The sequence below is a fragment of the Hallerella porci genome (assembly GCF_003148885.1).
GTDB classification, from domain to species: Bacteria; Fibrobacterota; Fibrobacteria; order Fibrobacterales; family Fibrobacteraceae; genus Hallerella; species Hallerella porci.
Map to the genome: position 1 here is coordinate 23,909 of NZ_QGHD01000005.1, position 14,020 is coordinate 37,928.

Annotated in this window: 13 protein-coding genes; 10 read left to right on the forward strand and 3 right to left on the reverse strand. The window is 46.2% G+C overall.

The genetic code is table 11. The annotated features are described in order from the left end of the window. Positions 1–48: 48 nt before the first annotated feature. The 4 genes from B0H50_RS03875 (at position 49) to B0H50_RS03890 (ending at position 3,926) form a co-directional block, all read left to right on the forward strand. A complete protein-coding gene (locus B0H50_RS03875) occupies positions 49–738 on the forward strand; it encodes a hypothetical protein (RefSeq protein ID WP_146129138.1) in 690 nt (229 codons plus the stop codon). Beyond that, on the forward strand, positions 738–1,577 hold the full coding sequence (locus B0H50_RS03880) for a hypothetical protein (protein WP_109587274.1): 840 nt from the start codon (positions 738–740) through the stop codon (positions 1,575–1,577). The genes B0H50_RS03875 and B0H50_RS03880 overlap by 1 nt, the downstream gene beginning before the upstream one ends. A 32-nt stretch (positions 1,578–1,609) precedes the next feature. Further along, positions 1,610–2,389: an SAM-dependent methyltransferase gene (locus B0H50_RS03885; RefSeq protein ID WP_106198041.1), complete on the forward strand. Its 780-nt coding sequence runs from the start codon at positions 1,610–1,612 to the stop codon at positions 2,387–2,389. An 88-nt stretch (positions 2,390–2,477) separates the two neighbouring features. Beyond that, positions 2,478–3,926 (forward strand): DUF572 domain-containing protein, encoded by a 1,449-nt coding sequence (locus tag B0H50_RS03890; RefSeq protein WP_146129137.1) that lies wholly within the window; start codon positions 2,478–2,480, stop codon positions 3,924–3,926. Here B0H50_RS03890 and opgC read toward each other — a convergent pair. Then, the gene (gene opgC, locus B0H50_RS03895) at positions 3,894–4,952 is read right to left on the reverse strand and encodes an OpgC domain-containing protein (RefSeq protein WP_109587275.1); all 1,059 of its coding nucleotides are present in this window, start codon (positions 4,950–4,952) and stop codon (positions 3,894–3,896) included. The two genes, B0H50_RS03890 and opgC, sit on opposite strands and share 33 nt — an antisense overlap. A 2-nt stretch (positions 4,953–4,954) precedes the next feature. Beyond that, positions 4,955–6,058 (reverse strand): hypothetical protein, encoded by a 1,104-nt coding sequence (locus B0H50_RS03900; RefSeq protein ID WP_146193671.1) that lies wholly within the window; start codon positions 6,056–6,058, stop codon positions 4,955–4,957. Positions 6,059–6,192: 134 nt separating this feature from the next. On the opposite strand from B0H50_RS03900, the gene B0H50_RS03905 reads away from it, so the two are divergent. From B0H50_RS03905 to recF, 5 genes are read left to right on the forward strand one after another with little or no spacing between them, the layout of a single operon-like run. Continuing rightward, entirely contained in the window at positions 6,193–6,786 is a 594-nt protein-coding gene (locus tag B0H50_RS03905; protein ID WP_158275876.1) for a LolA family protein, read from the forward strand. 8 nt (positions 6,787–6,794) lie between these two features. Next, on the forward strand, positions 6,795–8,378 hold the full coding sequence (locus B0H50_RS03910; protein ID WP_109587277.1) for a hypothetical protein: 1,584 nt from the start codon (positions 6,795–6,797) through the stop codon (positions 8,376–8,378). Position 8,379: 1 nt separating this feature from the next. After that, positions 8,380–9,402: a hypothetical protein gene (locus tag B0H50_RS03915; RefSeq protein WP_106198035.1), complete on the forward strand. Its 1,023-nt coding sequence runs from the start codon at positions 8,380–8,382 to the stop codon at positions 9,400–9,402. Between the two features lie 20 nt (positions 9,403–9,422). Beyond that, positions 9,423–10,082, forward strand: a complete 660-nt coding sequence (locus B0H50_RS03920) for a TetR/AcrR family transcriptional regulator (RefSeq protein ID WP_106198034.1) — start codon at positions 9,423–9,425, stop codon at positions 10,080–10,082. Between the two features lies 1 nt (position 10,083). Then, positions 10,084–11,193 carry a DNA replication/repair protein RecF gene (recF, locus tag B0H50_RS03925; protein WP_106198033.1) on the forward strand — a complete coding sequence of 370 codons (1,110 nt, stop codon included), beginning with the start codon at positions 10,084–10,086 and terminating at the stop codon, positions 11,191–11,193. Here recF and B0H50_RS03930 read toward each other — a convergent pair whose 3' ends face one another. Continuing rightward, positions 11,194–11,676: a hypothetical protein gene (locus B0H50_RS03930; protein WP_106198032.1), complete on the reverse strand. Its 483-nt coding sequence runs from the start codon at positions 11,674–11,676 to the stop codon at positions 11,194–11,196. It lies immediately after the preceding gene. 170 nt (positions 11,677–11,846) lie between these two features. On the opposite strand from B0H50_RS03930, the gene uvrB reads away from it, so the two are divergent. Next, positions 11,847–14,003 carry an excinuclease ABC subunit UvrB gene (uvrB, locus tag B0H50_RS03935; RefSeq protein WP_109587278.1) on the forward strand — a complete coding sequence of 719 codons (2,157 nt, stop codon included), beginning with the start codon at positions 11,847–11,849 and terminating at the stop codon, positions 14,001–14,003. Positions 14,004–14,020: the final 17 nt, after the last annotated feature.

The window sequence follows — 14,020 nt, forward strand, 5'->3', positions numbered from 1 at the left end:
TCTTTTTGCTTTTTTCTGCGGGCGATTGAAATTATATTCCAAGTTGGAATGAAAAAGATTTTTCGCATTTTGAGCTTTTTAGCGGTTTTCTCGGCGGTGGCATTTGCCGAGGAAATTTCGCCTGCGGTGGCAGAGCAAACTCCCGATTCTTCAAGTGCTGCGGATTCGTTGCAGACCGCGTGGACGGTTGATTTGGGCGCTTCTTTTGGCGGGGGCTTTGGCCTGTGGAATATTAAACTCGATCAGGATCATCTTCGAGCTCCGCAATTTGGATTTGACATTTCAACTCTTGTCGGTTACGGGCATTTTGCGCTACGCCTTTCGGCCATTGGGAAATATCAAGCGGTTTATATTAGCGAAGGAACTTTTGCGACGATTAACGAAGGCTTTTGGCGTTTAGGCGGCGGCTTGGCGGCGCGTTTCCAACTGGAAAATGACCGTGGATTTTGGACGGAATTGGGCGCATCAGCGCTCGCTCCGTTAAAGAAAAACATTACCCTTTGCGAAGGAATGCATGGGGCGAAATTCATTCATTGGGAATTAAAATCGCAAGTGGAAGTGCCTTTGGAACTCGCACTCGGTTACCGCATTCCGCTTGGACCGATTTTCTTGGATTTGGCGCTTTATGGTGCTTACGATTTGAATCACTCGATGACTTTCCGCGTGAATGAAAATGAACGCGATGCGCGGGCGTGGAATATCGGCGGCAAGTTGACTCTTTGGGCGGTGAGGTTCTAATGAAAAGAAAAATTTTAAGCGTCGCCGCATTTAGCCTGGGAATTCTCGCATGTGACGATACGAATTTGCAAGCGGTTTCGGGCATCGATACACCGATGAGTAGTACTGCGGTTGTGTCTAGTTCTTCGGAAGGAATTTCTTCGGCAGCGGAATCGAGTTCTGCTGCCAATTCAAGTTCTGCGGGCTCGTCTTCTTCGGAGGCTATCAGTTCTTTGGTAAGCGAAAAATCGTCGAGTTCTTTCTCTTCTAGCTCAAAGGCAAAATCGAGCAGTTCTGCGAAATCTTCGTCGTCGGCTGCGCTCAAAATTTTGGGCACTTGCGCTCCGGAACAAGATACAATCGTCATGGGAAAATTGGGATCGTGGATTTTTACGCAGACAAGTCCTGCGGACGAATCCCTTGCCGAAACGGTAAAATTCCGTTGGGAAATTCCGGGAACTTACGAAGAAAAAGCTTCGGGCAAAGGCAAAACAGTCGTGTCGGGAACTTATCCCGAAGATGGTGTTTTTACGGCAAAACTTTCCATCGATGGCGGTGACACGATTACGTGTTCCGAAATTACTGTGCGCAAACCAAAACTTCTCGGTTGTGAATGCAATCAGAAATCGGTGAATACTTACGATGATAAAACGGAAGTCGTTTGGGCTTTGGAAAATTGCGTCGGTGAAAACGATGCCGGTCTAAGCAAAGTTTTCTGGTCAGAAAATGTCACTTCGAATGGTTGGACCGAAGCAAAAGCGCAAGTGGCGCCGGGCGATAGTTTAACTCCCGAAGTCCGCGCTCAAAATGGTGCTGGCTACGAAGTCACCGTGACCTGTGAACAATATAAGAGCGAATAAAATCGGGCCGAGCGAATTTCTAATTTTGCGCTATGGCTTCTTCTGATTTTTTTGCGTATTTTGCCGATTACTTTGGCGAACGTTGGGAAAGTTTATTGCCCGCGCTTCGCGGAGAAATCGTTTACGAAACCATTCAGCATCCGGGGCGAGAACCGTATTATTTAGATGAAGCGTCGGCGTTTGCGGCGCGTTCTCTCGGGGTAAAGCCAGGAATGAATGTGCTCGATATGTGCGCTGCTCCCGGTGGAAAAACTCTCGTTTTGGCGAATGCTTTAGCGGGCTCGGGCAGTTTACAGTCGAATGATCGTTCTCCCGATAGGCGCTTGCGTTTGCAGCATAATGTGGAAAATACTCTCCCGCAAGAATTGGCAGCTGTAGTTAAAGTCTCGGGCTACGACGGCGTTCGATTTGGCATGTACCGCAAAAATGAATTTGATCGCATTTTACTCGATGCACCGTGTTCTTCGGAACGTCACGTGATGGAAAGCGAAAAGTATCTCGCGGAATGGTCGCCGAAACGGATTGCGCATATTGCGATTACGCAGGGCGCTTTGCTTGCAAGTGCAGTTGATGCGCTAAAACCGGGCGGACAAATGATTTACAGCACTTGTGCGCTCACTCAAGCGGAAAACGATGAAGTCGTGCGAAAAATTTTGAAAAAGCGAAAAGGAAAAGTGCGTGTTTTGCCGCTCTCTCCTGAAATTGCGGGAACGGACGTGACGGAATTTGGACTTCAAATGCTTCCGGATCGTTGCGGCGGACGCGGACCGATTTACTGCGCAAAGCTCGAAAAATTGACGTCGGAAGAGTGAAAATTTGAAATTTTCGGCGAAAACAGTTCTCGTAAAAATTTCTGCTATTTCTCTTGAATGGATTTAAATTATTTTACAGCTTATGAAGATGTTTAGAATTTTTTCTGTATCGCTATTGCTTTTGTGCGCAGTGGCATTTGCGCGGGAAGTTCCGGTGCGTTATGTGCTGCTCAATGATGCGGCAGAACACGATGCCAAGTTCGTGAAAATTGCCAAGGATACAGTTTATCTGCTTCCGCTCGATTCGTCGGAAGTCGCAGAAATTCAAAAACAAGATGAAGCGCTTTTGAATCAACTCGATCCGAATGCGGCGGCAGAAGATTCTCTTGCCGAAGAAAAAGAACCGGTGCAAGAAGAGTTAAATCCCGTGGAAGCGGCAGAAGATTCTGCGATGGTCGCCGATTCGCTCGCCCGCGTCGATTCCCTCGCCCGAGTGGATAGTTTAGCCAAAGCAAATAGCGCAGACGATTTTGAAGCGGCACTTCTCGCTCAAGAAAATCAAGCTCGCGAAGATTCTCTCGCCCGCGAGAAAGCAATTGCCGATTCCATTCAAGCGGCGAACGATTCCATTCGCGCTGCGGAAGTACAAGATTCTCTCGCCAAAATTGCGGCGATTCCGGTCGAAGAAAAGTACATCAAAATTTTCAAATACGAATTCAAACGGATGACGAATTTAGAAGACGGCGAAGCGGTGAATTTATCGCTTTCGGATTTTGTGTTCGCCGAATTGACCGATGAAGAAGAACCGCTTTATCCTGCGGGCAACGCCAATGTTTTAGTGACTTCGTATCCCGATAGTTGCGAAATTTTCATCAACGGCGAATCTCTCGAAATTTTTGCGCCCGATACGATTCGAAAAATCAAACCGGGAAAATACACAATCTCGGTGCGGAAAATGCTGAAAGGCGTCGATTGGTGGGGAACGAAAACGGTAAAAATCGATGCGGATTCTTTGAACAAAATTCGCATCGAAGTGGAACGTCCTACGACGCGTTTAACCGTTGCGACGATTCCCGATGGCGTCGAAGTTTATATGGATGAACAGCCGAACGAAAGTATTCTCCCGAAGTATTTGACGGACGTTTCGATTGAAACAGAACCGTCGGTGCAGAAAGTGGTGTACTTGCGCAAAGTCGGTTATTTGGATACCGCAGTGACTGTCGAAGTGAAAGCGTTTATGCCGAATCCGGTTTACGTTGAATTGGAAGCGGTTGATAATTCTAGCGTCGTCGAAATGCAACGCGAATATGACCGCGAACGCACTCGTCGTTATATTGGCCGCGGACTTTTGTGGAGTTCGATTGCGCCGATTATCGCGGGAGGCGTCTTCTGGTATTTGGCTGAACGCGATTGGAGCGATGCCGCCGACAAGAAGACCGCTTACAATAAGAGCGCATTTGAAAGCGCCGATACGCAGAAACTCGTCAAGAAGAATAAAGATTTGAACGATTCCGGCGATACCAAAGGGCTAATCGGTTTGGGCTTTGGCATCTTAGGCGTTGGCTTATTTGTGACGGGATTTGTTCTGGCGTTCTAAAAGAGCGGCGACGCCGACGAGAATGCAACAGCAGAAAATCGGCGCGAGCACATTAAACGGCAAATGATATTGAATCGCTGCGGGCGTTGCTATCCACAGGTAAACGCCGATGGTGTGCAGCGAATAAACTTCTAAGCTGTGTCGCCCGAGAATGCGGCAAAATCCAAAGTCTAAAAGCGCGGGCTTGTGCCTGACGAGAAAAGAAATTACGCAGACGAAAGCGAGGAAATTGGCGAAGCGTAAAAGGCCGACGTGATCTTTGGCAATGAGAAATTCACTTGGCTGCAGAATGGGCGAATCGATAAAATGGCGCAGACAAAAACAGAAAATGCAGAAGGGAAGGGCGACAAAAAACGCACGGTCTAAAAAAGAATTTTCGGAAGAAAGAATGTTCATCTTTTTCCAGAGAATCGCGGCGCTTGCGCCAGTCATATAAACGAATTGCCACGCAAAAAAATCAAAGAATCCGGGGTAAATCCAATCGGGGAAAATTTGCAGAATGAATTCGCGGAGATGAAATTGGGCGAGTATCCAAAGGGCGAAAGAAATTGCCCACGTTTGCAGAAAATGTCCGCGAAGCATCCGCGGAAAAATAAAAGAAGCTAGGGCGAGAAGAATGACATAAAGCGGGAGAACATCTAACCATTCGGGAGTGTGAACGAGAACGGCAGAAAGTCCTGCGCCGAGAAAAGGATGCGCGTAAAGTGCTACAAAAAAATGCTGAATCCGCGGGAAAAAGAAAAGCGCTGCGCTTACAAGAAAAAGAAGAGAAACGATGTGGTAAATCCAAATGCGGAATGCGCGTTTTTGCATCCAACGAGTTGTTTCGCCGCGGGCGGTTTTGCTGATGGTTGCAAGCATTCCGACGAAACCCGACAAGAAAAAGAATCCTTCGGCTGCAGAAAAAAATCCGAAGCATTGATATAGCACATGCGAAATGGGACTGGAAAAATGATCCAGCGTCATCTGCAATAAAAGAATCCCTCGAATGGAATCGAGGAATGAAATGCGATGCGATTTAATCACTTCTAGAATTCGACGTGCCCGCTCATGCCCATCGACATGTGATTCGCGCCTGTCCCGCAGATATTGTAGCCGATCCAGAAAACGATTTCGGCTTCGACTGTCGGATATAAATAGAACGACGGTCCGATGAAGTGACGGCTATCGCCATCGATTTCGGTGCTCGGATCGTGAAATTCATAAGCCATACCCATCGAGAATTTCTTGTGCAAATCCAAGGACGGTTCAATGTAGAACATCCGTTCGTCTTCGCTAAAAGTCTGATCGACGACCGAAGAATCTTTGTCGGCGAGAAGCGCTTGGTAATAGCTTGCCGCAAGATTGAAAAAACGATAATTCAAAGAAGGTTCAACGAGGAAGGTGTGAACGCCGTGACCTTGATACGGGTGCGTTCCCCAAGTCGCTGTAATGCCGTAGTTGAAAGTATTCGTGCTCTTCGTATATTGCACTTCGGTACCGATTGCGTATGTGTAAGAACGACCGATTTCTTTTCCGAAAATCCAATCAAAGCTCGGCGTAATCGTGAAACGTTCTTCGGTTCTCGAAACCAAGTCAAAGCTGTAAGTGATGAAAGTGGCGAGAGAATGCGAATTGTTATCGGTTGCACCGATGTAAGCTTTACCGTTTTCCACTTCGAAGCCCACACCGCGAATGCTTTGATCGCGAAGGATAACCGCATAGTCTTCGGTATTTCGCCAATAATAATACGAGAATGCGCCGGCGTTATAAGTGAGGTCACCGAAGACGACTCGGGCTAGCGGAGTAAACTGCCACGCAAGTTGGATGCCGTCAAAATTAAATGCGGTCCAACGATTGTCTTCGTCGCCCATGTGTGTTGCGCGATTTTCGTGACGAACCATCGAAGTTTCGGTTGTGCTATCTTCGGTTACATAATTACTGTGCGAACGTCCAAAAATGCTCACAGAAACATTTTCGTCAAGCAAAACTTTGCCTTCGAGTTTAAGATCTTGGTTCGCGGCATTTGTCGGGCTAAAATCTTTATCCCAATAAGATGCGAAGTCCGCGTTGATGTCTCCGTGCAGTTCTACATCCACTGCGAAAGAGGCAGCTGCTAAAGCGAGGACAAAAAAGCTAAGGTGCTTGTTCATAGTTTCCTTTGCGTAAAAACACATTTGGGCTTCAAAATAGAAATATGAAAGGAAAGAGTCCATCGGCGAAGGGGCTTTTTTGTAAATTAAACCGCATTATGGGATTATTTCGAAAAATTCTTGCGTTTTGCGCTGTGTCTTTGAGTTTGGTTTGGGCGTCTCCCGCAGACTCGGTGATGACGCTTTCTAAAAAATGGTTTGACTCGGGCAAAGCGTGGGCGTTCAATTTTCGTGTGCGCATCGATTATGCGGGCTCTCCGGAATCGGGATTTCAAGCGGGCGATTTGCTCGTCACGCAAGGCGATATGTTTCGGTTGCGGATGACGGGAATGGCAATTTATTCGGACGGAAAAAATTTTTGGCAGTGGAATAAAGAGCAAAAACAAGTACTGCTTAAATTGTTAGAAGATATGGAAAGCAATATGCATCCGTCGGAATTGCTGTTTAAATATTTGCAGTGCAAACCGATTTCGATGAAGCAAGAAAAGTGGAATAATCAAACGGCGAATGTCATCGTTTTAGATGCGTCAAAATATGACAAAGAATTTTCAGCGATGGAAGTGTGGCTTTCGGCAAAAGATGCATCGCCAATGCGGCTCATTACCGAAGACCGTTTAGGTAATGTTTCCACTTATGAAATTTCGAATTTGAAACGGCAAAATAAAGTGAACAAAGATGACTTTGTCTTAAAGCCGGAAAAGGGTGTCGATGTCATCGACATGCGTTAGGAGTTTTCATGCGACTTTTGAAAGCAGTTCTTTTCTCCGCGATTTTTTCGTCGATAGCTTTTGCAAAAGACGAAAGCTTTGTGAGTAATTTTACGTATGCTGCGGGCCCGGGACCTTCGACGGGAAGCATTTGGGTCGTGAGTCGCGGCACCGCGGGAAGTGGCGTCACACTGGTGAATTTAACGCCGACATCGGGTGCCGTTTCGCATTCGATTGTCTTCACCGAATTATTTCCGGATTCGTTAACGCCTGTGCAAGATGGTATTTTTACCGATGTGACTGCAGAACATCGGCGGACGCCTTTTGTGAAAGCGGGCAAGTTGGGATTTGTGGTGCCGTTAATTGCAGAAAGCGATTCGGGATTTTGGAATCCTTATGGCTACGTGAGCGCGCGGGCAGCGAATACGGTTTCGCTCAAAGAATTGCCGACTCCGAAAGGAGAATTTCCAGAACTTTCCACGATGGCGCACGGAGTTTCGGCTTTTGTTTACGATTCGGTTTCGAGCGTGCTTTGGATGGCGCGTGGCGTTTACGGCATTTCAAAAGAAGATATCAGCGGCGGCATCAATTCGCCCAAGCGTTCGCATTTATTTGTGAATAAAAAAGAAGGCCGTTTAGATTCTTTAAAATCGGCGACGGTAATCGATACGACGAAAAATCCGATGGTATTTGGAATGGCAAAAAATTCGGAGGGAAAATTTTATTTGGCGACATCGGGCGGGCTTTTCATTTGGGATGAATTTACAAATAAATTAACTAAATCGGGTGTAAAAGGTTTGGATACTTCGCGCGTGACGGGAGTTTGGATTGGCGGTGAACCAGAACAAATCATCGTTGAAACGAGCAAGCGGAATAAATCGAGCACCGAAGATAAATTGTGGCGTTCGTATGCGGGGAAAAAATTTGCCGAAGTTGTCTTCCGCGATACCGCAGGAAAAGCGCAGAAAAATATTTACGACAAAAATGATTTTACGACAAGTGATGTTGCTTTTATCGGGGACAAAGCATTTCTCTCGGTGCAAGCGGTGGAAGGCAGCGCGAGCGGCATTTTAAAACTCGATAGTCTCGGAGCCATTCCTTTTGATGACGATGATCCGTGGCTTTATGGATTGAACGCAGGCGTTGTCGATCGCAGCGTAGAAATTACGGGAATCGCAGCGTTCCCGCTGACGAAAAAAATCACAGGACTTGTGGCGACGACAAATGGCGCGGGCATTTCGGTCTCGGCGGATACGGGAAAAACGTGGACGCATATCATGAATCAAACTGCGGTAAAAAATGATCTCGGTTCAATTCGAATGATTCCATCGGTTATCGGTGCCGATAATCAATCTCTCGTTTCGTATAAAGTAAGCAAACCGTCAAAGATTACAATTGAAGTTTTCAGTTACGATATGCGAAAAGTGCGGACGATTGTGAAGAGCGCAGAACGCCCCGCGAGTTCAACGCGCAGCACATTAGCGACAGAAGATTTTTGGAATGGCCGCGATGATGCGGGGCGTGCCGTGACGATGGGAATTTATTATATCCGTGTGAAAGATAATCACGGACATGTCGGTTGGGGTAAAGCGATTACCCTCGGAGGAAAATAATATGAAACGCAGCATTCTTCTTTTCCTCGCGTTACTTTGTGCGTATTCCTTCGCCGGAAAAAAAGCAAACTTAGGCGGCATGGACGGTTTCGTAGAACGTATGGGAACAGGCGGCAGAGAACTCGGTCGCGGAAACGTTGGCGCAGCCGATACCGCAGCAATGCCTGCGGCTTATTTCAACCCTGCAATTCTCGGCTTCCGCAGTAGCGTCGGTTATTCGCTTGCCGCAGAAAAACGCGATTTGGATCGCGCAGGCGGAGCCCTTGGCCTCGAAACAAAAATCGGTAATCGCATGGGCATCGGCGCTGCAGTTCTTTACCGCACCGACTTGGATTTTAAAGTCATCAATAGCGATGACGAAACGGTGGGAAATGCGCAGCCGTATTTTATGACGACTTATCTCGGCGTCGGTTATCGTTTAACGCGAAAAGACGGTATCGGTTTTGCGCTTTCGTTCAGCTACGATAATTTGGATATCGCTGGCGATTATGAAGAAGCGGATTTGGTGGATTCGTATCAAAGTCCCGTCGTTCTCAATTTGGGTTGGCTTCGCGAATGGAATGAACATTGGTCCACCGCAGTCGTCATTCGCAATTTAAGTTTCAGCAAAAATTTAACCGCCAAGTGGACGCGCAATGCGTCAAACGATAATTCGGTAGAACAGAGCGAAGGCATTCGCCCGAAAATTTTGCAAATCGGTTTAGGCTATCACACAAAACTTTTAACGCGTCCGATTTCCGTTTGGATGGAAGCGTTAGATTATCAAGTCGCTGATGCATTTATCCGCTTTGATTCGGATTATCATGTTTGGACAGGTCGCTTTGGCATGGAATGGGAAGCGTTAGAAGGCGCGCTCGTGCGCTTGGGCTTTGACGACCGCAATTATACATTCGGACTTGGCTACAATTTTACACTACGATTTGGCAAAAGTCTGTATCGTTTCCAAATCGATTACGCTCTCGTTTACGAATCCGAAGCGGAATTGTGGAACCCTCTTAGCTTCGGCTTTAGAGGTTGGATTTAATTTGTTAAATTTATTTTATCATGTCGGAATATCAAGATTTAAAAACTTCTGCGCCGAAAACTCCGCGCTGGCAGCGTAAAAAAGACGATCGTCCTCAAGAAATTTTGGACGCCGCCATTGAACTTTTTGTGGATCAAGGATTTTCTGCGACCAAGGTCAGTCAAATTGCGCGCAAAGCGGGAGTCACTCCGGGAACTTTATACGTTTACTTCAAAAACAAAGAAGCGATTTTACAAGAAGTGGTGATGAAAACTCTCAGTCAAATTTTTGACGAAGGCAACGCCATTTTGGAATCGTATGAAGGCACTTCCGAAGGTTTGGTGAAAATTCTTTTGGATAAATGGTGGGAAGCTGTCGGCTCGGGCAGTAAAATTTCGGGCATTCCCAAACTCATCATTTCCGAAGTTTCGAATTTCCCGGAACTCGCCGACTTTTACTTCAAACGCATTTTGAATCCGACTTATACATTTATTTTGCAAGTGCTCATGTACGGCATCAAGAAAGGCGATTTCCAAATTGCCGATGTCAATGCGACGACGTATATGATTTTTGCCACTTGTCACGGAGCGGTTATCGATGCGCATTCTTTTAAATTAGCGCAAAAGAATAACATCTCAATGGATGCATTTAAAGATCATTTGTTGAATATCATTCTCCACGGTATTTTAAAAGTGAAATAAAATGATTCGTTCGTTATTCCTTTCGTCTTTTCGAAATTTAACCGAGGGCCGTTGGGAATTTGGCGACGGCATTACCGTTGTCTGCGGAAAAAATGGAGTGGGGAAGACAACGCTTTTAGAAGCAATTCATTTGCTTTGCGAAGGATTTTCTTTTCGGACGCATTCTCTTGCAGAACTCACGACATGGAATGCGCCCGAGATGATTCTCCGCGGAGAACTTGCGAATTCCGCAGAATCGGGACGCGTTTTTACGCGGGCACTTTCTCTCAATCGAAATTCGGGAATGACTGTTAAAAAAGACGGCGTCGTTTGTAAAAGTCCCGCAGCATTTTTTGGCGATTTGCCAGCGGTCATTATGCAGCCCGCTGACATGGAAATGGTGCACGGCGCACCCGAAAGTCGCAGACGTTATTTGGACGAATTATTGTGCTTTAAAAATGTCCGCAACGCTGACCTACTTCGGCGTTATCGTCGTGTGCTCGCAGAACGCAATCAGTGGCTTCGCCAAAATAAATTAGGGCGAGCGGTCGGCGGTGAAGATTTATACACGGTGCTCACGCAGCAGTTGATGGATCTCGGGGCTAAATTGTGGATGGAGCGCATCGCGCTTGTCAAAGAAATTTCTCCGTTAATTGTCAATTACTACGAAATGCTCGCAGGAAAATCCGATGACGTTTTCGTCTCGTATCGCAGTTCAGCGTTTGATTATTCTCCCGAAAAAGAATTTACCGAAGAAAAATTGCGAAATTCATTTGCGTATAAATTGGACAATGTAGATTTGTCAGAACGTATGCAAGGAATGACCCTGGCGGGACCGCATAAAGATGATTTGTACTTGTCTCTTCATCGTCACGAAATGCGGACTTCTGGTTCGCAGGGACAATGTCGCAGTGCAGCGATTGCGCTTCGTTTAGCATCGTCGGATTTAGCGAGCGTGCATCTGGTAAAACCGGTTTTGCTCTTGGACGATATTTTTGCAGAACTCGACAAGAATCGCCGCGGGGCTGTCGCTGACGTTATCCGTGACAAGAAATGTCAAGTATTTGTCGCAACTCCGCGCGCAGAAGATTTGCCGTTTACCGCTGACGAAACAATTGAATTGAACGCTTAATTATTTTACGCGGATAATTTCACTTGTGCGCCTGCCGTGCAGCAGTCTGTAAAAGGGATAAAGCAAACTCTCACGAGAAATCGATGCGAAGACGACCGTGTCGGCGTGAAGAGCAGAAATGTGATTGGCAAAGCGGGAAGTGGCTGTCGAATAATGCAAACGCTGATGGCAAGAAAGGATGAGAAGACGGTCTTCGTCAAGCGCTTTTCCTTCGACGTGGGAAAGTTCTACCGGAATCGATTTTCCCAAAATCCAAACGGCACTGCCGCCGTTTTTTAATGCGGTATGCAATAATGCTTTCTCGGCATCGGAATGAAAAGTCCCGATAAAGCAGACGCCATTTTTCGCTTGATTCCGTCCCCAACAGCGGATTTTTTCTTTTTCCATTTCGCTAGAATTGCGCGACGCAAAAAACGCCATTTTGGAAACATTCCAAAGATTCAAATTGCCCAAGTATTCACGGACAGGAAAATTTTCAAACATGATGACTCCATAAAAAAAGCGTCACATAGGGAATCTATGTAACGCATCATGTGAAATAAAAATACAAAAAAATTTTAGAAAGAATTTTTTGTTCGCTTTTGATGATGAAAACTTCATCGCAAACGCTGCGATATTTCGAATCCTAAACTCCTAATTTCTAATTTTATCGCATGGCACGTGCACGTAAATCGATTCGTCCTGATCCGTATCAGAAACCGTTTATCAAAAAACTTTCTCCGGAACAAAGTAAGCCGGGAATTTTACCCCAATTTTTAGAACCGACTCGGGCAAATTTTGATTTGCATAGCGCTTATGCGGCGGCGGGCGATCAGCCGGCAGCAATTCGTGCGTTGAGCGAAAATTTTGAACACGGCGAACGCTTTCAATGTTTGCTCGGCGTGACTGGTTCGGGAAAAACTTTTACGATGGCGAATGTCATCAAAAATGTGGGAAAGCCGACTCTCGTTTTAACGCATAACAAAACATTAGCGGCGCAACTTTATCAAGAATTCAAAACATTTTTTCCGAATAATGCGGTAGAATATTTCGTCAGTTATTACGATTATTATCAGCCCGAAGCGTACATCGTTCACACGGATACTTACATTGAAAAAGATGCATCGATTAACGATGAAATTGACAAGTTGCGTTTGCGTGCAACGTCGAATTTACTCACGCGTCGCGACACGATTATCGTCGCATCGGTGAGTTGCATTTACGGTTTAGGAAGTCCGCGGGAATATTTTGATTTAATGGTGCGGCTCAAAGTCGGCGAAACGATGGAACGCGATGTGATATTGATGCAGCTTGTGCACATTCAATATCAGCGAAATGATTTTGCTTTAGAACGCGGATCGTTCCGCGTGCGCGGTGACGTCATTGAAATTTATCCGAGCTATGATGATGTCGGCATTCGCATCGAACTTTTTGGCGATGAAATTGATCGCATTTGTCGATTCGATTTAGTCACGGGAGAAGTCAAAGAAGAATTAAAAGATGTGCGAATTGCTCCCGCAAAACATTTTGTAACCCGCGAAGATTCTCGGGAAAAAATTGCGCAAAATATTCAGCTCGAATTGAACGATCGCTTAGAAGAATTGACAAAAGAAGAAGCGGCGTTTCGAAAAAGCGGAAACACTTCCGAAGCGGATGCGCGCGTTCTTGCGCGGGCTCGTCTCGAAAGCCGAACGCATTATGACATGGAAATGATTCGGGCGACGGGAATTTGCTCGGGCATTGAAAATTATTCTCGAATCGTCGAAGAACGGATGCCGGGAACGCGACCGTTTACCCTTCTCGATTACTTCGGCGACGATTGGCTTTTGATGATCGATGAAAGTCATGTGAGCGTTCCGCAAATCGGTGGCATGAGCGAAGGCGATAAAGCTCGCAAAACCAATTTGGTGCAATACGGATTTCGGTTGCCGTGTGCGCTCGATAACCGCCCGATGAATTTTCAAGAATTCGAAGTCGCTTATCCGCAGCAAGTTTTATTTGTCAGCGCGACACCGGGAGAATATGAATTAGAAAAAACGGGCGGTGCAATTGTCGAACAAATTAACCGTCCCACAGGACTTTTGGATCCGCAGATAGAAATGTATCCGGTCAAAGGTCAAATGGATGTTTTGCTAAAACGCATTTCCGAAGTAACCGCAAAAAATGAACGCGTTTTGGTGACGACTCTTACCAAAAAAATGGCGCAAGATTTAACGGATTTTTTAATCTCGGTCGGAATTAAAGCGCGTTATTTGCACAGCGATATTAAAACATTAGAACGTCATAAATTATTGCAAGGTTTGCGCAAAGGCGACTTTGATGTTTTAGTGGGAATTAACCTTCTCCGCGAAGGCTTGGACTTGCCCGAAGTTTCGCTCGTCGCCATTCTCGATGCGGACAAAGAAGGATTCTTGCGCAATTATCGCAGCCTCATTCAAACGATGGGACGTGCGAGTCGCAATGTACACGGAACGGTAATTCTCTTTGCGGATGTGATGACGGATAGCTTAGACAAAGCTCTTGCCGAAACGCATCGCCGCCGTGCATTACAAGAAGAGTTTAATGCTGAACACGGTATTGTTCCGAAATCGGTGAGCCGTAAATTAGACGATGATTTGGAAGTCGCAGATCCGCTCGGCGACATCATGAATAAAGGAAAGAAGCCGAAGCGTGGCAAAAAACCGACGCAGAATTTACCGCCCGAAGCCGACGATCCCGATATGGATGCATCCGTGGAAGAATTGGAAGCGAAGATGAAAGCGGCAGCCGCGCGGTTAGATTTTGAAGAAGCCGCTCGGTTGCGCGATATCATCCTTTCCAGGAAAAGTTAGAAGGCTGAAATTTTCAA